Below are 22,348 nucleotides of genomic sequence, written 5' to 3' on the forward strand. Positions count from 1 at the left end.
CGCCATGGCTGAGGGACAGGCCCAGAGCCCCAGCGCCGGCAGGGAAATCCTCGACCGCTTCGCCGCGTCGGCCCGACGCGGCGACGTGGGCCTGGCGTTCGGCATCATCGTCATCCTGATGGTGCTGATCCTGCCCCTGCCGCCGTGGCTGCTGGACATCGGCCTGGCGCTCTCGCTCACCGTCTCGGTGCTGATCCTGATGGTGGCCATCTTCATCGAGAAGCCGCTGCAGTTCAGCTCGTTCCCCACCGTGCTGCTGATCACCACCCTGATCCGGCTGGCGCTCAACCTCGCCTCCACCCGCCTGATCCTCTCCCACGGCCACGAAGGCGTCGAAGGCGCCGGACAGGTGATCGCCGCCTTCGCCAGCTTCATCATGAGCGGCAGCTTCGTCATCGGCATCATCGTCTTCGCCATTCTGGTGATCGTCAATTTCGTGGTCATCACCAAGGGCTCGACCCGTATCGCCGAGGTGGCGGCGCGCTTCACCCTGGACGCCATGCCCGGCAAGCAGATGGCCATCGACGCCGACCTGTCGGCCGGGTTGTGCGACGAGCCCACCGCCAGGAAGCGCCGCGCCGAGCTGGAAGGCGAATCCGCCTTCTTCGGCGCCATGGACGGCGCGTCCAAGTTCGTGCGCGGCGACGCCGTCGCCGGCCTGATGATCACCGCCATCAACGTCATCGGCGGCATGATCATCGGCATGGCGCAGCAGGGCCTGACCTTCAGCCAGGCGGCCGAGTTCTACACCAAGCTGACGGTGGGCGACGGCCTGGTCACCCAGGTTCCCGCCCTGATCGTCTCGGTGTCGGCCGGCATGCTGGTGACCAAGGCCGGCGTGCAGGAAGCGGTCGACCGCGCCCTGTTCAGCCAGCTGGCCGGCTATCCCCGCGCCGTGGGCATGGCCGGCGCGCTGATGACCCTGATGGCGCTGGTGCCCAACATGCCGTTCATCCCCTTCTTCCTGCTGGGCATCGGCATGGGTGCCTCGGCCTACCTGCTGGACCGCGACCAGCGCGCCAAGGCCGAGCAGAAGGAACAGGAGCAGGTGGCCGAGGCCATGCAGCAGGCACCGGTCCCGGAAGAGCCCATCTCCACCGCGCTGAAGATCGACCACGTGCGCCTGGAACTGGGCTACGGCCTCCTGCAGCTGATCAACACGCCCAAGGGCCAGCGCCTGACCGACCAGATCAAGTCCTTGCGCCGCGCCATCGCCGCCGAGATGGGCTTCGTCATGCCGTCCGTGCGCATCCAGGACAACATGCAGCTGCCGGCCAACACCTACGTCATCCACGTGAAGGAAGTGGAGGCGGGCAGAGGCGACCTGCGCCCCGCCGCCCTGCTGATCATGGACCCCCGGGGCGAGGACATCACCCTGCCGGGCGAGAAGACGCGCGAGCCCACCTTCGGCCTGCCGGCCATGTGGATCGATCCCACCAACCGCGAGGAAGCCCTGTTCCGCGGCTATACCGTGGTGGACCCGCCCACCGTGATCACCACCCACCTGACCGAGGTGATCAAGGACAACATGAGCGAGCTGCTGTCCCATGCCGAGACCCAGAAGCTGCTGGACGAGCTGGACAAGGAGCACCAGAAGCTGATCGCCGAGCTGATTCCCAGCCAGATGACCATCGGCGGGTTGCAGCGGGTACTGCAGAACCTCCTGGGCGAACGCATCTCCATCCGCGACCTGCCCACCATCCTGGAAGGCATCGCCGAGGCCTGCGGCCATACCCGCAACGTCACCATGATCACCGAGCACGTGCGCGCCCGTCTGGCGCGGCAGATCTCCGACAACAACACCGGCCCGCAGGGCTTCATCCCGCTGGTCACCCTGTCGCCGGAATGGGAGCAGGCCTTCGCCGAATCCCTGGTGGGCAACGGCGAGGAAAAGCAGATCTCCATGGCGCCGTCGCAGCTGCAGGACTTCATCAGCCGCACGCGCCAGACCTTCGAGCGCTTCGCCATGCAGGGCGAGACCCCCATCCTGCTGACCAGCCCCATGGTCCGGCCCTATGTGCGCTCCATCGTCGAGCGCTTCCGGCCCATGACCGTGGTGATGAGCCAGTCGGAAATCCATCCCAAGGCCCGCATCAAGACACTGGGGCAGATCTGATGAGCGCGCAGATGTCATCCCGACGACCAACGGGAGGAGGGATCTCATCCTGCCCCGCTCTGCCCGTTCGCCCGCCATCGTTCCAGACGGAGATCCCTCGCTCCGCTCGGGATGACATGGGGAGCGGCAAATGAGGCTCAAATCCTTCACCGCGCCCACCATGACCGAGGCCATGGAACTGGTGCGCCAGGAACTGGGCGACGACGCCATCATCGTCTCGACCCAGCGGGCCGCCGGCTCCAAGGGGGTGCGCATCACCGCCGCCCTGGAATCCGTCGATGCCGACCTGGCCGTCGCCTCCATGCTGGAGGAGGCCACCGGCGGCTCGGAAGTGTCCGAGGCGGTGCGAAAGGCGCTGGCCGAGCACGGCGTGCCCCAGCGCCTGACGGACCGGCTGGTCAACGCCGCCCAGACCTCGGGCCTCACCCAGCCGCCGCTGGCCTGCGCCGCCGCGCTGGAGGCGGGATTCACCTTCGCCCATCTGCCCGAGCACGGCGCGCCGCGCCCCTTCATGCTGGTGGGTCCCAACGGGTCGGGCAAGTCCATCGCGGCGGCCAAGCTGGCGGCCCGCTCGGTGCTGAAGCAATGGCAGGTGGGCGTGGTCACCTGCGACAACATCCGCGCCGGCGCGGTGGAGCAGCTGGCCGCCTTCACCTCCATCCTGGAAATCGACCTGGTCCGCGCCCGGGGGCCGGAATCCCTGGCCCGGGCGGTGGAGAGCATGAACGGCATGTTCGACCTGGTGGTGATCGATTCCCCCGGCCTCAATCCCTTCAAGCAAAGCGACATGGACTACCTGCAGGCCCTGATCGAGGCCGCCGACGTGGAGCCCGTCCTGGTGATGGCCGCCGGCGGCGACCCGGAAGAGGCCGCCGAGATCGGCGAGGCCTTCGCCGCCATCGGCGCGACGAGGCTGTTCGCGTCGCGGCTCGACACCACCCGCCGCCTGGGCTCCGTCCTGGCGGCGGCCGAGGCCGGACAACTGGCCTTCTGCGACGTTTCCGCCAGTCCCCACGTGGCGTCGGGCATCTCGCCCATCTCCGCCGTGGCGCTGGCGCGGCTGATCATGCCGCAATCGGCCGAGGCCGAACCCAAAGACGAAACCTTCTGGACCGAGGCATCCGCATCATGACCACGATGGAAGTTCCCACCCTGGCGCCCCGTCCCACCCTTAGGGCCAAGGGACGCAACATCGTCGCGGTGGCGTCCGGCAAGGGCGGCGTGGGCAAGACCTGGTTCTCCATCACGCTCTCCCACGCTCTGGCGCGGGCCAACCAGCGGGTGCTGCTGTTCGACGGCGATCTGGGCCTGGCCAACGTGGACATCCAGCTGGGCCTGATGCCCAAGACCGACCTGGGCAGCGTGGTGGCCGGGCGGATGACGCTCAACCAGGCGCTGACCCGCTTCCCCGAGGGCGGCTTCGACATCATCGCCGGGCGGTCCGGATCGGGCACGCTCGCCAACATCCCGCTGTCGCGCCTGCAGATGCTGGGCGACGATCTGGTGCTGCTGGCCGGCAATTACGACCGCGTCGTGGTCGATCTGGGCGCCGGCGTCGAGAAGACCACCCGCAACTTCTCGCAGCAGGCCGGCACCATCATGGTGGTGACCACCGACGAGCCCACCTCGCTGACCGACGCCTACGCCTTCATCAAGGTCACCCACATGGAGCGCCCCGGCACCGACATGCGCATCGTGGTCAACATGGCCAATTCGACGCGGGAGGGCGAGCGCATCTACAACACGCTGCTCAAGGCCTGCGAGGGCTTCCTGAAGATCTCGCCGCCGCTGGCCGGCGTCATCCGCCGCGACCTCAAGGTGAGGGAGGCCATCCGCAACCAGACCCCGATCATGATGCGCTCGCCCAACGCCGAGGCCGCCGCCGACGTCGAGGCCATCGTCGAGCGCCTGATCCGCTCGCGCTAGCGCCATGTGCTCGGCCATCCCGCCGGCCCCACCCCCGGTCGCGCCGCCTCCTCCGGCCAGCGCCCCGGTGGTGCTGAGCGTGGTGGCCGACAAGGGCGCCGCCGAGGCCCTGGCCAAGCTGCAGGCCGGCGCCGTGCTGGCCGCCACCATGGCCGCCGCCGAGGGCAGGGGTGTGGTGCGGGTGATGACCGCCGATGGCGGCTCCCTATCGCTCCGCCTCCCCCCCGGCCAGCCCCTGCCGCCCGACGGCGCCCAGCTGGCCATGCAGTACATCACCCAGAACGGGCTGCCCGCCTTCAAGCTGCTGGCCATCAACGGGCGCCCCACCGGCGGCCTGCCCAACCTGCCCGACCTTACCGCCCTGCTCGGCCCCGGCGGCGGCGGCAAGCCCCAGGCCGCCCAGAACGCCCCTGCCCAGCCCGGCCCGGCCGGGGCGCCGGTGGTGACCTCGCCCGGGCTGGCGGGGGGGCCGGTCGGCCTGACCGCCACGGTGATCCGCTCCGGCCCGGCGGGCGCGGTGATGCTGCCCGGGAATGCCGGCACGCCGGGCCTCGAGATGAACCAGCCCCTGCCCGAGGCGCTGACCGGCCTGCCCCCCGGTTCCCGCCTCACCGTGCGCATCGCCGCCATGGCTCCGCCGGCCCAGGGCGCGGTGAGCGGCGGCCAGCCCCTTCCCACCAGCACGGCCCAACCCGCCGCCAATGCCGCCCCACCGCCGCAAGGGCAGCAGGCCGCCACGCCGCAGGCCCCCCCGTCCGTTCCCGCCGCCGGAATGCCGTCGGCGCCCCATCCGTCCCCGCCGAACGCATCACCGGCGGCGGCGGCCCCTCTTCCCGGCGGCACGCCCGCCGCCCCGCCGACGCCCAACCCGCCCCAGCCGCAGACGATCACCACCATGCCCGCCGTGGTGGTCTCCCAGCCGGCCGGCGCCGCCGCCCTGGTGCAGAGCCCGGCGGGAGTGCTGTCGCTCAACGTCGCCTCGCCGCTGCAGGTCGGCAGCCTGCTGCGCCTGGAGGTGGTCGGCCAGCCTCTGCCGCCGCCCCCCTTGGCGCCCGCCCCCGGCCCGTCCCAGGGCCTCACCGCCGGTGGCTGGCCCAGCCTGGATCAGGCGGTGGACACCCTGCTGCGGACCGACCGTCAGGCGGCCGAGCACCTGATGCGCATGATCCCCCAGGCGGGTCCCCGCCTGGCCGCCGCCCTGTCCCAGTTCGCCGGGGCGGTGCGGAGCGGCGACGTCCGCCCCCTGCTTTCCGAGCCGGTGACCCGTGGTCTGGAAAGGGCCGGACGCCGGGATCTGGTGGACAAGCTGAAGCAGGACTTCCTGGATCTGGCCGAGGATTCCGCCCGTCCCCTGGGGCGCGGCGACTGGCACTCCATCACCCTGCCCTTCGCCCATGGCGCCAACATCGACCCCATCGACCTCTACGTCCACCGCCCGCCCGAGGAGGAGGAGAGCCGGGGCAAGCAGGGAAGCGAACAGCGCTTCATCCTGGACGTGCGCATGAGCGTGCTGGGCCGCGTCCAGCTGGACGGACTGGTGCAGAAGGACACCAAGCGCTTCGACCTGATCGTGCGCACCGCCGAACCGCTGCCGCCCGCCATGTGCCGCGACATCGCCGGCATCTTCGCCGAATGCGGCCAGCTGACCGGCATCAAGGGCCAGGTGTCGTTCCAGGCGGGACGGCCCTTCGTGGACCTTGCGCCCTCGGCCGCACCGGCAACGCAAATCGTGGTATGATCCCTGCGCGGCTTTTCCACCTCCCCCACCGATGGCATAGGCTTTGCTTGAAGATTCCGGAAAACCACAAGCATCGTCTGAGATGAACACCATCGCGCGCGACCCCAAAGGCTATTACGCGATCCTCGGCCTCGCCCCCGGGGCGGATGCCGACGCCATCAAGAGCGCCTATCGTTCGCGCGTGAAGAAGGTCCATCCCGACCGCAATGCCTCTAAGCGGGCGCGTGAGGAATTTCAAAGGGTTATCGAGGCCTATGGCGTGCTCAAGGACGTGGTGCGCCGCGCCGAGTACGACACCTTCGGACAGGAAGCCACCCATGACGACGACGCCCAGGTGGCTGGCGCGCCCATCGCCTGTTGCGGCTGTGGAGCGCTGACCGCCCAGCCCCGCTACGTGGTCTATCACTGGGTCCGCTCGTTTCTGGTGTGGGCAAAAACCGGCACGGTGGAGGGAATTTTTTGCCGGGCATGCGCCGATCGTGCCGCCGTGCGGGCCTCGACCACCACCTGGGCCTGGGGCTGGTGGTCGCTGCCCGGATTGCTGCTCGCCCCCCTGGCGCTGCTGCGCAACCTGCTGGGCGGGTCCAAGCCGCGCCACGAGAACGCCAGGGTGCTGATCCGCCAGGGCCGCGCCTTCCTGGGACGCGGCGAGCTGGAGCTGGCCCGCTCGCTGGCGCTGCAGGCCGGACGCTTCGCCCGCCTGCCCGACGACCGCGCCCGGGTCGAGGATCTGCTGCACGCCACCCGCGACCTGCCCGACAACCGCCGGCTCAAGACGCGCTGGCAGCTGGGCGGCGGCGTGTTCCTGGCCCAGGCGCTGCCGCTGCTGGCCCTGCCGCTCACCGCCGGGGTGTTCGCCCTGATCGCCACCAAGCCCTGGGACCAGCCGGTCGCCACCACCGCCGCCCCCATCGCCATGCAGCCGGCCCGAAGCGGCGAGATCCGCCACGTGGCGGTGGACGGCCTGAAGGTGCGCATGGCGCCGCTGCCCGGCGCCCCGGTGCTGACCCTGCTGGACCGCTTCACCACCGTCGAGGTCGGCGCCGACCCGACCGACCCCGAATGGGTCAAGGTCAGGACGCCGTCCGGCATCGACGGCTTCGTCGAGACCCGCTCGCTCTACGCCGGGTCGGGGGGACGCTTCAAGGCCCAATGGTGCGCCGAGAACCGGGGTGCCCCGCCGACTGCCGGAGAAATCCTCACCCGGCGGGTCAGCGGCGACCACCGGCTGCTGGTCCACAACGAGGGCCGCCGCGACGGCGTGGTCAAGCTGAAGACCATGGCCGGCAACACGGTCACCGCCTTCTACGTTCCCGCCACCTACCATATCGGCATCGGCGGCATTCCCGAAGGCACCTACCGCATCGAGTTCGCCACCGGCGCCCGCTATTCAAGGGGCTGCGGCGTGTTCCTGGACGACATGCAGGCCTCGATGCTGCCGGTGACGCTGACTTTCAAGTACCAGTCGGCGGGAGCGCTGCGCTCCCTGACCAAGATCGCCGAGATTTCACTGTCCCCCGCCCCCGACGACCCGGTCCAGCCCCAGCCCCTGCCGGCCGACCGCTTCGCGGCCGACGATTAGAGGCTGTCCGGGTTAGGTTGACGTCTCGTCCTTGACCGTCATTGCCGGGCTTGACCCGGCAATCCAGACCCCCGGATCAAGTCCGGGGGTGACGGCGGAAGGAATGCGATTCAGCTTCAGTCGTACAAGCCCTAGATGTGGGGCCGCGAGACGTTGCCGCCCGCCACTCCCTGGCAGTGCTGAAGGGGCTTTCACCGGCAGCGTTTCGACGCCGGCGGCTGAAAGAGTCTCCGCGCCCCTCGGAATGAAGCCGTGTCTCGCGCTTGACGGTTCGGCGCCGGCCCCTTGAACGGCCCACGAAAAAGCCCCTCCCGGTCTCCCGGAAGGGGCTTGGCGCGTCCATGGGGACGGGAAGGCTACTTGGTGGTGCCGATGCCGGCCGGCGCCCGGGTGGTGGAGTAGACGCCGCGCTGGTCGGGGATGGGTTTGAACTTGTCCGAGATGCCCAGCACCGTCTCGGCGCCGCCGAGATAGAGGAAGCCGTCGTCGGGCATCACCCGGCTGATGTTGTCCAGCACGCGGGTCTTGGTGGGCTGGTCGAAATAGATCAGCACGTTGCGGCAGAACACCACGTCGAACTGGCCCAGGGGCTTCAGGTCGTGCAGCAGGTTGTATTCGCGGTACTGGACCATGCCACGGATGGCGGGGTCGATCTGCCACATCTCGGCGGTCTTCTTGAAGTACTTGACCAGCAGCTGGATGGGCAGGCCGCGCTGCACCTCGAACTGGGAATAAAGTCCCGCCTTGGCCTTTTCCAGCATCTCGGTGGAGATGTCGGTGCCGACGATCTCGATCTTCCAGCCGGCCAGCTTGGCGCCCTCCTCCTTCAGCACCATGGCCAGCGTGTAGGCTTCCTGGCCCGAACTCGAGGCCGCCGACCAGATGCGGAACGACTTCTTGGCGGCGCGGGTGGCCAGCAGGTGGGGCAGGACGACGCTCTTGAACTGGTCGAACGGCTTGATGTCGCGGAAGAAGAACGACTCGTTGGTCGTCATGGCTTCCGTGACCTCGCGCAGCAGATCCTCGCCGGCGGTGCGCAGTCCCGCCACCAGGTCGTCCAGCCCCTTGAGGCCGCGCTTGCGGGCCACCGGGGTGAGACGGCTTTCCAGGAGGTAGGCCTTGTCGCGGGTGATGACCAGACCGGAACGGTCCTTCAGCAACTTGGCGACGAAATCGAAATCTTCGGGCCGCATGGGTTTAGCGCCTCGCCGCCAGTTTCATGATCCAAGGGGCAATTTCCGGCAGTGGCAGGACGGCCGAGCAGATGCCCGCCGTCGCCGCTGCCCCCGGCATGCCCCACACAACCGAGCTAGCCTCGTCCTGGGCGATCACGGTGCCGCCCGAGGCAACCACCGCCTGGCCGCCCTTCATGCCGTCGGCGCCCATGCCCGTCAGGATGCAGGTCAGGACGCGCTTGCCATAGGCGGCGGCGATGGACCGCAGCATGGGGTCGACGGCCGGGCGGCAGAAGTTTTCAGGAGGGTTCTTGTTCAATCGCAGCACTTTGTCCGTACCCTTGGTTTCGACCACCATGTGGAAATCGCCCGGCGCGATATAGACGCGGCCGCCGGTGATCACCTCGCCATCGACGGCCTCGCGGGCTTCCCAGCCCGAGACGCGGCTGATGTGTTCGGCCAGGATGGTGGTGAAGGTGGCGGGCATGTGCTGGGTGATCAGGATCGGCTGCCGGACGGTGCCCGCCTTCATGGTGCCCAGGACCGTGAACAGCGCCTGGGGACCGCCCGTCGACGATCCGATGGCGATGATGTCCGGCGGCTCCGGAGTGTTGTTGCGCAACTGCAGCGGACCCGGCGGATGGATGGCGACCGGAGTGCGCGGCGCCGCCGGGGAAATGGTCGGCCGGGTGGCCGGCGGGCCGCCGGGGCGGGCGGGGCGGGCGCCGGCGCGACGCGCCTGGCCCAGGGCCCGGATCTTGCCCACCAGTTCGCTCTTGAAATCGGCGCCGCCCGCCAGATCGCGGGTGGAGGTGGGCTTGGGGATGTAATCGGCGGCGCCCATCTGCATGGCGCGCAAGGAGACGTCGGCGCCCTTCAGCGTCAGCGTCGATTGCATGATGATCTTGAGGCCGGGGTCGATCTGCAGCAGCTTGGGCAGGGCGGTCAGGCCGTCCATGACCGGCATCTCGATATCGAGAATGACCACGTCGATCTCGTTGCGCTCCAGCGAGGCGAGCGCCATCTGGCCGTTGCCGACCGAGGCGACCACCTGGATGCCGGCCTCGCCTTCCAGGATGCGGGTGACGAGACCGCGGACCACTGCGGAATCATCGACCAGCATGACCCGGATGGGATCGGCTGCCGGAGAAGGGGAATCGAGGGCCATGGGTGGAATCACCGAACCAGGGGCTACAGCAATCCGACCTGCGAGAACTTCGCCTGAAGGATTTCACTGTCGAAAGGCTTCATGATGTATTCGTTGGCGCCCGCGGTGATGGCTTCCTGGATGTGCTCGATGTCATTTTCGGTGGTGCAGAACACCACCACCGGATGATCGCCGCCGGGAAGCTGGCGCAGCGCGCGCAGGAAGTCGATGCCGTTCATCACCGGCATGTTCCAGTCCAGCAGCACCGCATCCGGCATGGCGCGCTTGCAGGCTTCAAGGGCCGCGGCGCCGTCCTCGGCCTCCTCGGTCTTGAAACTCAGCTCGTGCAGGATCTTCTTGGCCACCATGCGGATGACCTTGGAATCGTCAACGATCAGACAGGACTTCATGCCCAAGCTTGCCTCCGATGGAGGGGTGGTCTTGCTTCCCCTGCGGGACTGCCACCCCTTCGTGGTCCCTTACCCCATGCCTATACTATTCGTTCCGCGTGAAATCCAGCAGCTTGCCCACGTCGAGGACCACCAGCAGCTTGTCGTCCAGGCGGTAGATGCCGATGGAGAACTCGCGCCAGTGGGGGTCGAGGGTCGGCGGGTTGCGCTCGAACTTGGCGGCCGGCAGGCTCAACACCTCGCCGACCTGATCGACCATCAGCGAGTACAGCTCGCCGGACTGGTCCACCACCACGCTCATGCCCTTCTTGTCCTCGGCCCGCTTCTTGAGGCCCAGGCGCAGCCGGACGTCGATGGCGGTGACGATGCGGCCGCGCAGGTTCAAGGACCCGGCCACCTCGCGCGGCGCCAGGGGGATGCGGGTGATCTTCTGCGGGCCCAGCACGTCCTGGACGGTCAGCACGGGGATGCCGAACAGCTGACCCTCGATGAACATGGTGACGAAGTCCTGGGTCTCGGGAGCGGCCAGCTCCGTTCCAGGACGCTTACCGGCGGGGACGAGTTGGTTCATGCGGCACCTTTAGAGGCTGCGATGGTCGAGGCCAGGGTCTGCAACAGCGCATCGCGGTCGAATTTGGCGATGTAGTCGTTGAAGCCCACCTGACGGCCGCGCTCGAAATCCTTTTCGGTGGCGTGCGACGACAGGGCCACCATGGGGATGGTGCCCCAGCGGCCGTCGGCGCGCACCGCCTGGGCGAATTCGAAGCCGCTCATGCCGGGCATCTCGATGTCGCTGATGATGGCGTCGAACTCGTCGCCCCGCTCGCGCAGCTGCAGGGCCTTGTCGGCGCCGTCCACCGAGATCACCTCGTAGCCGGCCACCGACAGCAAGGGCGTCAGCAGGTTGCGGAAGAACGGCGAGTCGTCCACCAGCAGCACGCGCGGCTGGTGGTAGTCCGAGCTGCCGAATTCCTTGTCGTTGCGGCCGAACCAGTCGCCGAACGCCTGCGGCAGGTAGTAGCCGGCATCGATGATGGTGGTGGCCTTGCCGGCGATGACGGCGGTGCCGATGACGCCGGGATTGTCGGCGGACAGCTCCACCTTGAGGGTGTCCTCGACGATGTCGACGATCTCGTCCACCACCAGGCCCATGGTGTGGTCCTTGTCCGAGAACACCAGCACCGGCTGGCGGCCCTCGTCGCGGAAGTTCATGATGCCGTCGATGGCGATCAGCGGCATGAGGTGGCCGCGGTACTGGACCATGGGCTTGCCGTGGCTGTGCTCGATGTCCTTGACCTCGATCTCCTCGAGGCGGGCCACCAGGGCCAGCGGCACCGCCTTGAGGTCGTCGCCGCCGGCGCGGAACACCAGCAGCGAGGTCTTGCGGTCGGCGTGGCTTTCGCGCAACACCTGGGCCTCGGCCGCCTGGGCGCCGCCCATCATGCCGGATTCGCCGGTGGCGCCGGCGATGCCGTTGGGGTCGAGGATCATGATCACCGAACCGTCGCCCAGGATGGTGTTGCCCGAGAACATGGAGATGTGGCGCAGGATGGGCGCCACCGGCTTGACCACGATTTCCTCGGTGTCGAACACCCGGTCGACGATGATGCCGAAGGTGTAGGTGCCCACCTGGGTGACGACGATGAAGGTTTCCTGCTGCTCTTCCTCGTTGTCGGCCAGCTTGAGCAGGCGCTTCAGCGAGACCAGGGGCAGCAGGCGGTCGCGCAGGCGCAGCACCGGCGCGTTGTTGATCATCTCGATGCCGTGCTCGGAATTGTTGGTGACGCGCACCAGTTCCAGCACGCTGATCTGCGGGATGGCGAAGCGCTCGACGGCGCATTCGACGATCAGGGCCGAGACGATGGCCAGGGTCAGCGGGATCTTGATGATGAAGGAGGAGCCCTTGCCGGGCTGGCTCTTCAGCTCGACCGTGCCGCCGATCTTCTCGATGTTGGTGCGCACCACGTCCATGCCGACGCCGCGGCCCGACACGCTGGTGACCTTCTCGGCGGTGGAGAAGCCGGCCTTGAAGATGAACTGGTAGATCTGCTGCGGCGTCAGCGCCTCAAGCTCGGATTCCGACGCCAGGCCGTTCTGGATGGCCTTCTGCTTGATGCGGTCCAGGTTGAGGCCGCGACCGTCGTCGGAAATCTCGATGATGATGTGGCCGCCCTCGTGGAAGGCGTTCAGCACGATCTTGCCCACTTCGGGCTTGCCCACCCGCTTCCTTTCCTCGGTGCCCTCCAGGCCGTGGTCGGCCGAGTTGCGCACCATGTGGGTCAGCGGATCCTTGATCAGCTCCAGCACCTGGCGGTCCAGCTCGGTCTCGGCGCCCAGCATCTGGAGGTCGATCTTCTTGTTCATTTCGACCGCGAGGTCGCGGACGATGCGCGGCAGCTTGGCCCAGGCGTTGCCGATGGGCTGCATGCGGGTCTTCATCACACCTTCCTGAAGGTCGGTGGTGATGTGGGACAGGCGCTGCAAGGGCGTCGCGAACTCGCTGTCATCCTTGCCGCGAACCATCTGGAGCAGCTGGTTGCGGGTCAGCACCAGTTCGGACACCAGGGTCATCAGGTTTTCCAGCAGCTCCACGTTGACGCGGATGGTCTGGGCGGCCACGGCGGATTCCTTGGCCTCGCCCGCCGGGACCGGCGGCGCGGCGGCGGCGGCCACCGCAGGCGGCGACGCGGTGGGCGCGGGAACGCTGGCCTTGACCGGCTCGGGCTCGGGCTCGGGCGCCGGAGCGGCGGCCACGGGCTCGGGAGCGGGGGCGGCGGCCACGGGTTCGGGCGCGGCCACGGGCTCGGGGGCGGGCGGCGGCGGGGGCGGCGGCGGCGGAGCGGCGGCGGCAGGCGCGGCGGCGGGGGCGGCGCGGCCCTCGGCCATGGCGTTGAGACGCTCGATCAGGTCGGCGTCGCTGCCCTCGGGCTCGCACTCGTTCTGTTCAAGATGACCCAGGATCAGCTTGATGCGGTCGATGGACTGCAGGATCAGCGTCACGGCGTCGGGGGTGACTTCCAGCTCGCCGTCGCGGAACTTGCCCAGCACGTTCTCGCCGGCATGGGCCACATGCTCGAGGCGCGGCAGACCCAGGAAGCCGCAGGTGCCCTTGATGGTGTGGACCAAGCGGAAGATGTTGCCCAGAATCTGGGGGTCGTTGGGATTCTGCTCCAGGTTCACCAGGGCAACGTCGAGAACGGAAAGACTTTCCGATGTCTCAGTCAGAAATTCACTGAGGAGATCATCCATGATCGACTCCAGTACGGTCCTGTTTCAGCACCCGCACGCGGCACCAAAACTACCTCTCCCCCCATCCGAACCGGACAGGCCATGCAGACTAATAGCACGGCGAGGAAGTCTTTAGAAGAACCCAGACCCGGGTAAATCCGCTTGCGAAACGATTTTCTCCACAATCCCCGTCAGGCCATGATGGAAATCTCCCCAGGCCTGGGATCGACGCGGATTTTCAGGCCCTTAGCCCGGGCGAGGTGAAGCGCGAACCACGCCTGGGCCCCGCGGGGACCCGATGGCGGCGCGCCATCGATCAGCACCAGGCGGGCCTCGGCGGACAGGCCGCCCCCCTCGCCCGCCGCGTCGACCCGCAATCCGGCGGAGCCGTTCCCGTCCTGGCCGCAGCGGGCGGTGATCCGTCCGCCGCGCGGCAGCGCATCGCGGGCGATCAGCACCAGGTTGAGCAACAGGCGCGCCGTCTCGCCGTCGATCTCGGGGCGTTCGCTGGCCCAGTCCAGGGTGATGCCGCCGGCGACGGCACCGCCGAGATAGGCACGGATCAGGTCACCCAGCGCCTTGGGTGCGTGGGGGAGGTCATTGGCCGGTCCAAGAGCGGCACGCAGGAACTTGAGGCGGGCGGTGGCGGCCCCCATGCTGGCCGAGACCAGACCCAGGGTTTCCGGATCGCTGCCGTCTTCGATCAGCTCGAGCCCGGCCGCCGCCGCGCCCAGCGGGCTGGCCAGGTCGTGGCACAGGCGGGCGCAAAGAAGTTCGGACAATCGGGTGTCGGGAAGGTCAGTCATGGAATGGCAGCATCCGGGATTTCACCTACAGTACATAGTTATACCATAGACACATTCAATACGTCATAGCCGAAGAACCGCCACCGCCTCCAGGTGGGCGGACCAGGGAAACTGGTCGATGGGGGTGAGGCGCTCGACGCGCCAGCCGCCATCGCAAAGGGTGCGCAGGTCGCGGGCCAGGGTGGCGGGATTGCACGAGACCATGGCCAGGGTCGCCGGCCCGCCCGCCACGGGGCGGGCCAGTTCAGCGGCCTGGGCGGCGGCCCCGGCGCGGGGCGGGTCCAGCACCACGGCGCGGAAGGCCTTCAGCTCGTGGGCGGCCAGGGGGCGGCGGGCCAGGTCGCGCACCTCGGCGGTAAGGGGCAGTCCCTGGGTCCGGGCGGCGGCGTCGAGGGCGGCCACCGGCCCCTGCTCGCCTTCCACGGCGCGAACCGGGCCGCGCAGCGCCAGCGGCAGGCTGAAGCTGCCGCAGCCGGCGTAAAGGTCGGCCACCGGCACGTCCCTGGGGATGGCCGCCAGGATGATCTCGGCGATGGCCAGCTCGCCGCCGCGGGTGGGTTGCAGGAAGGCGCCGGGAGCGGGCTCCACCGCGATGCCGCCGAAGCGGACCAGGGCGGGGCGGCGCCGGGCGATGGGCTCGGCGAACCCGCTGCCCGGCCTGCGCCAGTGCAGGCGGGCGAGGTCCAGCGCGTCGGCGGCGGCGGCCAGGGATTCGCGCTCGAACAGATCGAGGCGGGCGGGGGCCTCCACCAGGACGTCCAGGCCGCCTTCGGTCAGGGTGACGACCATCTCGCCGCCGCCTTCGACGGCGATGCCGTCCAGCATGCGGCGCAGGCCCGGAAGGGCGGCCCCCAGGGCGGGGTCGAGCAGCGGGCAGCGCTCGATGTCGATGACGGTATGGCTGGCCCGTCCGTTGAAGCCCAGCAGGATGGCGCCCTTGGCGCGGATGAAGGTGAAGTCGGCCCGCCGGCGCGAGGCGGGCGGCACGCGCACCAGCGGCTCCACATGCGCCTCGGCCAGGCCCTGGCGGGCCAGCTGGGTGATCAGCAGATCCCGCTTCCATTCGGCGTAATGGGCATCGTCGAGATGCTGGAGCGAGCAGCCGCCGCAACGGCCGTAATGGCCGCAGGGCGGGGAGGCGCGCCCGGGGCCGGGCTCGGCGACCTCGATCAGGGCGGCGGTCAGGCCGTCGCCGCGCTTGCCCTCGATCCGGGCCAGAACCCGGTCGCCGGCCACGGTGAAGGGGACGAACACCGTCTCGCCGTCCAGCCGCGCGATGCCGTCGCCGCGCGCCCCCACCATCTCGATGTCCAGTTCGACGGTGCGCGGCGCGGGAATGGCGCGGCCGGGGCGCGGCGGGGCGCGGCGGGGCTTCCTCATCGGGGCGACGGGCTCAGGTCGGCCAGGAAGCGGGCGAAGATGTCGGCGACGCCCTTTTCCATGGCGTGGGCGGCGTCCTCCACCCGATCGGACGGCGTGGGGACGCGGGCCTCGTAGGTCCGCAGCAGCACCAGCCGGCCGTCGCGGGCGCCGACCACCGCCAGTTCCAGATCGACCACGGCCAGCGAGGCGCCGGCGATCTGTTCGAAACGCCGCACCTTGCCACGCAGCGTCCAATCGGACAGAACCCGCAAATCCGGAGTCACCACCCGGTCGGCGGCGCCGGCCTCGGCGAGGTAATGGGCCAGGCGGTCCTGCAGCAGCATGCCGGGCGGCTCGCTCCAGAAATCGTACTTGTAATGGGCCAGAACGCCGTTGCGGGAAAAGGCCAGGGCCCGTTCCGCCACCACCCCGTCGGCGGCCAGCCGGTTGACCTCCAGCACGCCGGGCAGGATCGGCTTGGCGAAACGCAGGGCGGGCGCCCCGGGCTCGATGCGGTAGAACGAATCCGGCGGCGCGGCGGGACCGGCGCAGGCGGCGAGGAAGAGGGCGGCAAAGGCAGCCGAGATGGCGTTGCGCATGATCATCATTTCCGTCCCGGGCCGTCCTCGCCCCGCTTGTTGCCGCCGATCAGCACGCCCGGGTTTTCGCGGATCTGGCGCGAGAATTCGTGCAGGTTCCGGGTGGTGCCGTCCAGATTGTAGGTGACCGAATCGATGGAGCGCGACACCGCCTGCAGGGTATGGCGCAGTTCCTTGATGCTCTGGTCGATGTTGTCCTGGTTGCCGGTGATGGACTTGTCGAGCGAGGTCAGCATGGAATCCACCTTCCTGCGGCTGTCCTGCAGGCCGGCCGACAGCTTGGCGGCATTGTCCAGGGTCTCCCGGATACGCTCGGCATTGGCATCATTGATCACCTTGCCCGACAGGGTTCCGGTCATCTTCTCCACGTCGGCGGTGATGCGGGGCGTCTTGACCGCCAGGTCCTGGGTCACCGCCAGCAGATTGGCCATCAGTTCGGGGGCGTGACGCTCCAGGATGGTGCCCAGCGATCCCACCTGCTGGTTCAGGCTGAACAGCAGCGGCTTCAGGGCCGTCTGGTTGAGGTCGGTGATCTGGCCGGCCATGTCGTTCATGGCGGCGAAGATGTTGGCGGCGGGACCGGAGGGAATCTCCGAGCCGGGCGGCAGCATCTCGGACGAACTGCCGCCCTTGATGTCGAGCGTCGCCGCCGCCAGCAGGCCCGACGCCGCGACGCGGGCCTGGGAATCCTTGGGGATGCGCCAGTCGTCGGCCACCGAGACTTCCAGGCGGAAGGCGGTGGTGTTGCCCTCGTGCAGGGGCGATATCCGCTCCACCTGCCCCACCGGGAAGCCTTCGTAGGTGACCTTGGTGCCGTACTTGATGCCGGCCACGTTGGCCAGCCGGGTATAATAGGACTGGGTGGAGCCGGTCCGGCCGGTGAGCACCGCCACCACCACCACCAGCGATACCAGCATGGCCAGCACGAAGCCGCCGACCATCACGTAGTTGATGCGGGAATCCTTCATGGGCGCAGAGTCCGGTCGGTTGGGTGGGCGGGGCCGCCGGTCAGGCGGCGCAGATAGGAATCCGCATCGGGCTCGGCTTCCTCGGTGCGGCGGTTGAGGAGGTTCTGGATGCGCGGGTCGGTGCTGGCGCGGATCGCCTCCACGGTGTCCAGCGCCAGGACGTGGCCCTTGTCCAGCACGCAGATGCGGTCGGCGATCTTGAAGGTGGAGTCGAGATCGTGGGTCACCACCACGATGCTCATGCCCATGGCGTCCCGCAGGCGCAGGATCAGGTCGTCGATGGAGGACGCCACCACCGGATCCAGCCCGGCCGAGGGCTCGTCGCAGAACAGCAGCTCGGGGTCCATGACGATGGCCCTGGCCAGGGCGGCGCGCTTGATCATGCCGCCCGACAGCTCGGCGGGTTTCAGGTGCTCGAAGCCGGCCAGGCTGACCACTTCCAGCTTGAGCCGCGTCATGATGCCGATGGTGGTCTCGTCCAGCTCGGTATGCTCGCGCAGCGGCAGGGCGATGTTGTCGCCGACGCTCATGGAACTGAACAGCGCCCCCGACTGGAACGCCACCCCGGTGCGGGTGCGCAGCCGCTGCAAGGCCACCGGCGACAGCCGGGCGATGTCGTGGCCCAGGATGCGCACCGTGCCCGAGCTGGGCTTCTTGAGGCCCAGAAGGTGGTTGAGCAGCGTGGTCTTGCCCGAGCCGGAGCCGCCCATGATCACCATGATCTCGCCCTTGCCGACGGAAAGCGACACGTCGTGCAGGATCTTGCGGTCGCCGTAATGGGTGACCAGATTGGAGACCTCGATGGAATTGGCGGGACTTCCCATCAGCGCGTCACCATGAAGACGAAGACCATGTCGGTGATGACGATGGCCGAGATGGCATGCACCACCGAGCGGGTGGTCATGCGCCCGACGCCTTCGGCGCCGCCGGTCACCGAGGCGCCGTTGACCACGCCCACCACGGTGATCAGCACGGCGAAGATGGCGCTCTTGCCCAGGCCGTGCCAGACGTCGTTGAGCCGGACCAGGGTGGTCATCTCGTCCACATAGGCGCCGATGGAACTGCCCAGCTGCGGCGCGATGTAGAGCCCGGCGGCGAACAGCCCCACCAGGTCGGACCACAGCGTCAGCGCCGGCAGCATCACCAGCATGGCCAGCAGCGGCGGCACCACCAGGAAGCGCACCGGCGAGATGCCCATGACGGTCAGCGCGTCGATCTCCTGGTTGATGCGCATGGTCCCCAGCCGGGCGGCCAGCGCCGAACCGGAACGCCCGGCCACCAGGATGCCGGTGATCAGCGGGCCGAACTCGCGCACCACGCTCATGGCGACGCCCAGCGAAACCCGGGATTCGGCGCCGAACAGCCGCAGGGTGTAGATGCCCTGGATGGCCAGCATGATCCCGATGGTGGCCGACAGCACGGTGACGATGGGCAGCGCGCCGATGCCGATCTCCATGGCCTGGGCCACCACGGGGGCGAGGCGGACCGGCTGGCGGCGCTTGCCCCCCATGCCCAGCCAGTAGACGCATTCGCCCACCAGCGAGGCCCCGAAGCCGAACTCGGCGATTCCGGTCACCGCCCGGCGTCCCAGCCGGTCGAGAAATCCGACGAATCCCCTGGGTTCGGCGTCCGTGCTCACCGCATCATTCCCCCAAGGCTTCCTCGAGCGTGCCGGCGATGGTGAAGACACGGTCCAGGCGGGCCAGCTGCAGCACCCGGCGCACCGGGTCGCTGATGGCGGCCAGCACGAAACGGGTGCCGTTCTTGCGCGCCATCTGGTAGGCCTCCACCAGTCCGGCGATGCCGGAACTGTCGATGTATTCCACCGCCGACAGGTCGGCCGCCACCACCGGGCGCTTCTCCAGCATCAGATCCATCAGCGCCTTGCGCAGCGCGGGCGAGTGGCGCAGATCGACCTCGCCCGACAGGGCGACGACGACGGCGGTTCCGATGGCGCGGGTTTCCAGCTTCATGTCGGGTCGATCCGTTTGACCATTTGCAACAGGTTACCGATTCCGGCCGGCGGAGCCAGGAAATCGACGTGATCCATGATCGAGCGCATCAGATGGGTGCCCAATCCCCCCGGCCGCAGCTCGTCCAGCGGCCTGGGCTGGATTTTAGCCACATCCACGGCGGGAGCGAAATCCATAAGTCGTATGACCAGGCGATCATCTTCGCGGTCCAGGTGGACGAGGATGTCGCCGTCGCCCCCCTTGTAGGCGTGGCGGATGATGTTCTGGCAGGCCTCGTCCACCGCCAGCACCACGTCGCCCACCATGGAGTCGCCGCAGCCCAGGGCGCGCGCCGCGCCGCCCACCGCGGCGCGGATGGCGGACAGTTCGTCGGGGCGGGCGGAGTAGCGGCCTTCGAATCCCGCCGGACGGCCCCGGCGGTCCTCGATCACCATCAGGGTGATGTCGTCACGCAGCGAGCCGCTGTCGTCCAGGGACTGGACCACGGCGTCCAGGCGCCGGGCGGCCGGCAGGTCGGCGAAGCTCTGGATCAGGGCGCGGGCGCCCTCGGCCTCCAGCATGGAATCATGGCGCGTTCGGGCCTCGGTCAGCCCGTCGGTGAAGAGATAGAGGCAGCCCCCCTTAAGATCGACCACGCTTTCCGGACAGCCCTCGGCGAACAGCTCGACGGCGATGCCCAGCGGCGGCATGTCGCCCTCGATGGGGGTGAAGCGCCCGTCCTTCAGCAGCAGCGGCGGCTCGTGCCCGGCGATGGCCAGGGTCACCCGCCCGGCGGCCGGGTCGAACAGGCCGGCGGCCATGGTGACGAACATGCCGGGCATGCGGGTTTCCAGCAGTTCCGAATTGATGGCGGCCAGCACCGCGCCGGGACCGGCCTCCCGCTTGACCAGGCAACGGAACAGGCTGGCGGTCTTGGCCATCAGCAGAGAGGCCTTCATGCCCTTGCCCGCCACGTCGCCGATGGCGAAGGCGATGCGTCCGTCGGCCAGGTGCATGATCTCGAAGAAGTCGCCGGATACGCCACTGGCCGGCAGATTGATGCCGTGGATGGGGGAATCGGCGGGCAAGTCTCCCGGCAGCATGGCCCGCTGGATCTCGGCGGCCAGTTCCAGCTCGCGCTTCAGGCCCTGCTGCTCGGCCATGTCGGCCACCAGCCGGGCATTGATCAGGGCAAGGGCGGAACTGGCGGCCAGGGCTTGCAACAGACGGGAATCGGTCTGGGTGAAAGCCTCGCCGCTGACCTTGTTGAACAGCTCGATGGCCCCCAGCCGCTGCCCCCGCACGGCCATGGGGGCGCACAGGATGGAGCGGGTCTCGAAGCCGGTGGCGGCGTCGATGGCACGGGCGAAATCGGGGTCGCGCCTTGTGTCCCGGACCAGCTGCGGCACGCCGAGGTCGATGGTGCGCCCGACGATGCCTGTTCCCGGGGCAAGCCGCAGGCCGATGACGTCCACCGGCCCCATGTTGGCGCGGCAGACCAGCTCGCCCGTGTCCTCATCGATCAGGAACAGCGAGGCGGCCTCGGCGCCCAGCCGCCGGGCGATACGCTCCAGGCCGAGATGGAGCGTCGCCTCCACGTCGTGGGAATGGGCGAAATCACCCGTCATCTCGACGATCAGGTCGAGATGGCTGGCGGAATCGGTCTCGGGAAGCGGGCTCGGCATGGCCCCATCATGCCAAGAAGTCGGAGAACGGCCAAACGGATAGATGCCCGCACCGTCCATGCGAAAAAATACACGGGGGGCTCGACTTTACGTGTTCTGCCCGTGTAAAGGGAGGGATGGGACGGGGAAGGACATATTGGGGCAAGTGATGTTTTTTTCGCGAGGCAAGGGCGGTCCGACGATCGAGCCCGGCGATGTCTTTCACAAGCTTGGAACCTATGGCAGCGACTGGATGGTCGAGCGGATCTTCGATTACCCCGACATTCCCCGCCACGTCCGCCTGGTCGACCGGGGCAGCGGCCGCACCATGACCGTCGCCGCCGACATGCTGCTCGATCCCGACAATTTCGTCAGGCGCAAGGCCTGATCACGGCGGGCGGCAGTCCAGGCTGCCCGCCAGCTGCTTTTCGATCAGCGGCGGATAGTCGTAGACCAGCACGCTGTCGCGCTGATGCACCGTGACCTCGGTGTCGTTGCCCTTGCGCACGAAATCCACCACCAGCAGGGTCTCGGTGCGGAACACCGCCTCCAGTTCGCCGACCAGTTCGGCGCGGCTGCCGTTGGGGGCGATGGTGCAGCGGTAGTGATAGTTGGGGCCGCGGGCGCACCAGGACAGCATGCGCGCCACCTTGGGGCAGGCGTTGGAGGGGCTGACATTGGTGCGCAGGCTGACCTTGCGGTCGGCGTTGGCGCGCGCCTCCTCGGGCGTGCGGTCCGGAGTGACCAGGGAACAGCCCCCCAGGATCAGTGCCGGTGCAAGGATGAAAGGCAATCGCATGGAAAATCCGATACAGTCCGGACGAATCCTAGCCGGGTTCGCATCGGAACGGAACTAAGGTTTTCACCCTATTACTCCTGGATGAGGGCCAGAATGGCCGCCGTCACGTCGGTCAGGCGGGCCAGGTCGCCATCGCGGGAGAGACGGTGGTCGCCGTCCTTGACCAGGATGACCTCCACCTGATCGGAGGCCAGGCAATCGGCCAGGCGCAGCGCGGTCTGCCAGGGCACGTCCTCGTCCTTCTGCCCCTGAATCAGCCGGACCGGACAGTGCAACTGGATCAGGTCGCGCAGCAGCAGGTGGTTGCGCCCGTCCTCGATCAGCGAACGGTGGATGCGCCAGGGCTTGTCCGGTTCGTAGCAATTGGGCAGTTCCAGCTCGCCGGTTTCCATCAGGGTGCGGCGCTGCTCGAAGGTGAAGTCCTGCCACATCAGGTCCTCGGTGAAATCGGGAGCGGCGGCCACCCCCACCAGCCCGGCCACCCGGTCGCGGAGTTCCAGCGCCGCCAGCAGGGCGATCCAGCCGCCCAGGCTGGAGCCCACCAGAACCTGTTTCCCCTCGGTCAGGTCCGAGATGACCGCCACCGCGTCGGCGGCCCAGCGGCCGATGGTGCCGTGGGCCACGTCGCCCGACGATCTGCCATGGCCGAAATAGTCGAAGCGCAGGAAGGCGCGGCCCTCGGCCCGGCACATCTCTTCCAGCGCCAGGGCCTTGGTCCCTTCCATGTCGGAATGGTAGCCGTGCAGGAACACCACGCCGGGAGTCTTGCCTTCCAGCCTGCGGTAAGCGATTGTCGCGCCGTCGGGGCGTGTTAGTATCCCGCCGCCTGCCGGGTTTTGCCCGTCTTTCGAGTTCTCAGTCATCGCTTTCGGAAAC

At 68.5% G+C, this 22,348-nt stretch carries 21 protein-coding genes; 6 read left to right on the forward strand and 15 right to left on the reverse strand.

The window, feature by feature from the left end:
* Positions 1 to 4: 4 nt before the first annotated feature.
* From flhA to ACV4UZ_RS14380, 5 genes are all read left to right on the forward strand, one after another.
* Positions 5 to 2,116, forward strand: a complete 2,112-nt coding sequence (flhA, locus tag ACV4UZ_RS14360; protein ID WP_491601482.1) for a flagellar biosynthesis protein FlhA — start codon at positions 5 to 7, stop codon at positions 2,114 to 2,116.
* A 130-nt stretch (positions 2,117 to 2,246) separates the two neighbouring features.
* Entirely contained in the window at positions 2,247 to 3,248 is a 1,002-nt protein-coding gene (locus tag ACV4UZ_RS14365) for a flagellar biosynthesis protein FlhF (RefSeq protein ID WP_491601483.1), read from the forward strand.
* Positions 3,245 to 4,042 carry a MinD/ParA family protein gene (locus ACV4UZ_RS14370; RefSeq protein WP_011382940.1) on the forward strand — a complete coding sequence of 266 codons (798 nt, stop codon included), beginning with the start codon at positions 3,245 to 3,247 and terminating at the stop codon, positions 4,040 to 4,042. The genes ACV4UZ_RS14365 and ACV4UZ_RS14370 overlap by 4 nt, the downstream gene beginning before the upstream one ends.
* A gap of 4 nt (positions 4,043 to 4,046) precedes the next feature.
* On the forward strand, positions 4,047 to 5,780 hold the full coding sequence (locus ACV4UZ_RS14375) for a DNA polymerase III (RefSeq protein WP_491601484.1): 1,734 nt from the start codon (positions 4,047 to 4,049) through the stop codon (positions 5,778 to 5,780).
* Between the two features lie 82 nt (positions 5,781 to 5,862).
* Positions 5,863 to 7,362 (forward strand): DnaJ domain-containing protein, encoded by a 1,500-nt coding sequence (locus ACV4UZ_RS14380; protein ID WP_491601485.1) that lies wholly within the window; start codon positions 5,863 to 5,865, stop codon positions 7,360 to 7,362.
* Between the two features lie 356 nt (positions 7,363 to 7,718).
* On the opposite strand, the gene ACV4UZ_RS14385 is transcribed toward ACV4UZ_RS14380, so the two are convergent.
* The 13 genes from ACV4UZ_RS14385 to ACV4UZ_RS14445 all read right to left on the reverse strand — a co-directional run bounded on the left by ACV4UZ_RS14385 (position 7,719) and on the right by ACV4UZ_RS14445 (position 20,694).
* On the reverse strand, positions 7,719 to 8,555 hold the full coding sequence (locus tag ACV4UZ_RS14385; protein ID WP_491601486.1) for a CheR family methyltransferase: 837 nt from the start codon (positions 8,553 to 8,555) through the stop codon (positions 7,719 to 7,721).
* A 4-nt stretch (positions 8,556 to 8,559) separates the two neighbouring features.
* Positions 8,560 to 9,705 carry a protein-glutamate methylesterase/protein-glutamine glutaminase gene (locus ACV4UZ_RS14390; protein ID WP_491601487.1) on the reverse strand — a complete coding sequence of 382 codons (1,146 nt, stop codon included), beginning with the start codon at positions 9,703 to 9,705 and terminating at the stop codon, positions 8,560 to 8,562.
* Between the two features lie 23 nt (positions 9,706 to 9,728).
* Positions 9,729 to 10,094: a response regulator gene (locus tag ACV4UZ_RS14395; protein WP_491601488.1), complete on the reverse strand. Its 366-nt coding sequence runs from the start codon at positions 10,092 to 10,094 to the stop codon at positions 9,729 to 9,731.
* Positions 10,095 to 10,179: 85 nt separating this feature from the next.
* Positions 10,180 to 10,665, reverse strand: a complete 486-nt coding sequence (locus ACV4UZ_RS14400) for a chemotaxis protein CheW (RefSeq protein ID WP_491601489.1) — start codon at positions 10,663 to 10,665, stop codon at positions 10,180 to 10,182.
* Positions 10,662 to 13,343 (reverse strand): hybrid sensor histidine kinase/response regulator, encoded by a 2,682-nt coding sequence (locus ACV4UZ_RS14405; protein WP_491601490.1) that lies wholly within the window; start codon positions 13,341 to 13,343, stop codon positions 10,662 to 10,664. Before ACV4UZ_RS14405 ends, ACV4UZ_RS14400 begins: the two co-directional genes overlap by 4 nt.
* Positions 13,344 to 13,513: 170 nt before the next feature.
* A complete protein-coding gene (locus ACV4UZ_RS14410; protein ID WP_491601491.1) occupies positions 13,514 to 14,128 on the reverse strand; it encodes a histidine phosphotransferase family protein in 615 nt (204 codons plus the stop codon).
* Between the two features lie 63 nt (positions 14,129 to 14,191).
* Positions 14,192 to 15,508: a class I SAM-dependent RNA methyltransferase gene (locus tag ACV4UZ_RS14415; protein ID WP_491601492.1), complete on the reverse strand. Its 1,317-nt coding sequence runs from the start codon at positions 15,506 to 15,508 to the stop codon at positions 14,192 to 14,194.
* Positions 15,505 to 16,089, reverse strand: coding sequence for an ABC-type transport auxiliary lipoprotein family protein (locus tag ACV4UZ_RS14420; RefSeq protein ID WP_491601493.1), 585 nt, complete (start codon positions 16,087 to 16,089; stop codon positions 15,505 to 15,507). Before ACV4UZ_RS14420 ends, ACV4UZ_RS14415 begins: the two co-directional genes overlap by 4 nt.
* Positions 16,090 to 16,094: 5 nt before the next feature.
* Positions 16,095 to 17,057, reverse strand: coding sequence for an MlaD family protein (locus ACV4UZ_RS14425; RefSeq protein ID WP_491601494.1), 963 nt, complete (start codon positions 17,055 to 17,057; stop codon positions 16,095 to 16,097).
* Complete coding sequence (locus ACV4UZ_RS14430) at positions 17,054 to 17,881, reverse strand: ABC transporter ATP-binding protein (RefSeq protein ID WP_491601495.1); 828 nt, start codon at positions 17,879 to 17,881, stop codon at positions 17,054 to 17,056. Before ACV4UZ_RS14430 ends, ACV4UZ_RS14425 begins: the two co-directional genes overlap by 4 nt.
* Positions 17,881 to 18,696 carry an MlaE family ABC transporter permease gene (locus tag ACV4UZ_RS14435; protein WP_491601496.1) on the reverse strand — a complete coding sequence of 272 codons (816 nt, stop codon included), beginning with the start codon at positions 18,694 to 18,696 and terminating at the stop codon, positions 17,881 to 17,883. Before ACV4UZ_RS14435 ends, ACV4UZ_RS14430 begins: the two co-directional genes overlap by 1 nt.
* 4 nt (positions 18,697 to 18,700) lie before the next feature.
* Positions 18,701 to 19,030 carry an STAS domain-containing protein gene (locus ACV4UZ_RS14440; RefSeq protein WP_491601497.1) on the reverse strand — a complete coding sequence of 110 codons (330 nt, stop codon included), beginning with the start codon at positions 19,028 to 19,030 and terminating at the stop codon, positions 18,701 to 18,703.
* Complete coding sequence (locus ACV4UZ_RS14445; RefSeq protein ID WP_491601498.1) at positions 19,027 to 20,694, reverse strand: ATP-binding SpoIIE family protein phosphatase; 1,668 nt, start codon at positions 20,692 to 20,694, stop codon at positions 19,027 to 19,029. Before ACV4UZ_RS14445 ends, ACV4UZ_RS14440 begins: the two co-directional genes overlap by 4 nt.
* Positions 20,695 to 20,842: 148 nt before the next feature.
* Between ACV4UZ_RS14445 and ACV4UZ_RS14450 the strand changes: the two genes are divergently transcribed.
* Positions 20,843 to 21,061, forward strand: coding sequence for a hypothetical protein (locus ACV4UZ_RS14450; RefSeq protein WP_491601499.1), 219 nt, complete (start codon positions 20,843 to 20,845; stop codon positions 21,059 to 21,061).
* Here the strand turns inward: ACV4UZ_RS14450 and ACV4UZ_RS14455 are convergent, their stop codons facing one another.
* Both ACV4UZ_RS14455 and ACV4UZ_RS14460 read right to left on the reverse strand, forming a co-directional pair.
* Positions 21,062 to 21,472 (reverse strand): hypothetical protein, encoded by a 411-nt coding sequence (locus ACV4UZ_RS14455; RefSeq protein ID WP_491601500.1) that lies wholly within the window; start codon positions 21,470 to 21,472, stop codon positions 21,062 to 21,064.
* A 71-nt stretch (positions 21,473 to 21,543) separates the two neighbouring features.
* On the reverse strand, positions 21,544 to 22,335 hold the full coding sequence (locus tag ACV4UZ_RS14460) for an alpha/beta hydrolase (protein ID WP_491601501.1): 792 nt from the start codon (positions 22,333 to 22,335) through the stop codon (positions 21,544 to 21,546).
* Positions 22,336 to 22,348: the final 13 nt, after the last annotated feature.

The organism is Paramagnetospirillum sp. (assembly GCF_058402745.1).

Excerpts from the sequence above, each read along its gene's own strand:
- ACV4UZ_RS14450 (WP_491601499.1), top strand. The coding sequence starts at position 20,843 with ATGTTTTTTTCGCGAGGCAAGGGCGGTCCGACGATCGAGCCCGGCGAT.
- ACV4UZ_RS14420 (WP_491601493.1), bottom strand. The coding sequence starts at position 16,089 with ATGCGCAACGCCATCTCGGCTGCCTTTGCCGCCCTCTTCCTCGCCGCC.
- ACV4UZ_RS14440 (WP_491601497.1), bottom strand. The coding sequence starts at position 19,030 with ATGAAGCTGGAAACCCGCGCCATCGGAACCGCCGTCGTCGTCGCCCTG.
- ACV4UZ_RS14385 (WP_491601486.1), bottom strand. The coding sequence starts at position 8,555 with ATGCGGCCCGAAGATTTCGATTTCGTCGCCAAGTTGCTGAAGGACCGT.
- ACV4UZ_RS14400 (WP_491601489.1), bottom strand. The coding sequence starts at position 10,665 with ATGAACCAACTCGTCCCCGCCGGTAAGCGTCCTGGAACGGAGCTGGCC.
- ACV4UZ_RS14425 (WP_491601494.1), bottom strand. The coding sequence starts at position 17,057 with ATGAAGGATTCCCGCATCAACTACGTGATGGTCGGCGGCTTCGTGCTG.
- ACV4UZ_RS14390 (WP_491601487.1), bottom strand. The coding sequence starts at position 9,705 with ATGGCCCTCGATTCCCCTTCTCCGGCAGCCGATCCCATCCGGGTCATG.
- ACV4UZ_RS14365 (WP_491601483.1), top strand. The coding sequence starts at position 2,247 with ATGAGGCTCAAATCCTTCACCGCGCCCACCATGACCGAGGCCATGGAA.
- ACV4UZ_RS14445 (WP_491601498.1), bottom strand. The coding sequence starts at position 20,694 with ATGCCGAGCCCGCTTCCCGAGACCGATTCCGCCAGCCATCTCGACCTG.
- flhA (WP_491601482.1), top strand. The coding sequence starts at position 5 with ATGGCTGAGGGACAGGCCCAGAGCCCCAGCGCCGGCAGGGAAATCCTC.
- ACV4UZ_RS14405 (WP_491601490.1), bottom strand. The coding sequence starts at position 13,343 with ATGGATGATCTCCTCAGTGAATTTCTGACTGAGACATCGGAAAGTCTT.
- ACV4UZ_RS14460 (WP_491601501.1), bottom strand. The coding sequence starts at position 22,335 with ATGACTGAGAACTCGAAAGACGGGCAAAACCCGGCAGGCGGCGGGATA.
- ACV4UZ_RS14395 (WP_491601488.1), bottom strand. The coding sequence starts at position 10,094 with ATGAAGTCCTGTCTGATCGTTGACGATTCCAAGGTCATCCGCATGGTG.
- ACV4UZ_RS14380 (WP_491601485.1), top strand. The coding sequence starts at position 5,863 with ATGAACACCATCGCGCGCGACCCCAAAGGCTATTACGCGATCCTCGGC.
- ACV4UZ_RS14430 (WP_491601495.1), bottom strand. The coding sequence starts at position 17,881 with ATGGGAAGTCCCGCCAATTCCATCGAGGTCTCCAATCTGGTCACCCAT.
- ACV4UZ_RS14410 (WP_491601491.1), bottom strand. The coding sequence starts at position 14,128 with ATGACTGACCTTCCCGACACCCGATTGTCCGAACTTCTTTGCGCCCGC.
- ACV4UZ_RS14370 (WP_011382940.1), top strand. The coding sequence starts at position 3,245 with ATGACCACGATGGAAGTTCCCACCCTGGCGCCCCGTCCCACCCTTAGG.
- ACV4UZ_RS14375 (WP_491601484.1), top strand. The coding sequence starts at position 4,047 with ATGTGCTCGGCCATCCCGCCGGCCCCACCCCCGGTCGCGCCGCCTCCT.
- ACV4UZ_RS14455 (WP_491601500.1), bottom strand. The coding sequence starts at position 21,472 with ATGCGATTGCCTTTCATCCTTGCACCGGCACTGATCCTGGGGGGCTGT.
- ACV4UZ_RS14415 (WP_491601492.1), bottom strand. The coding sequence starts at position 15,508 with ATGAGGAAGCCCCGCCGCGCCCCGCCGCGCCCCGGCCGCGCCATTCCC.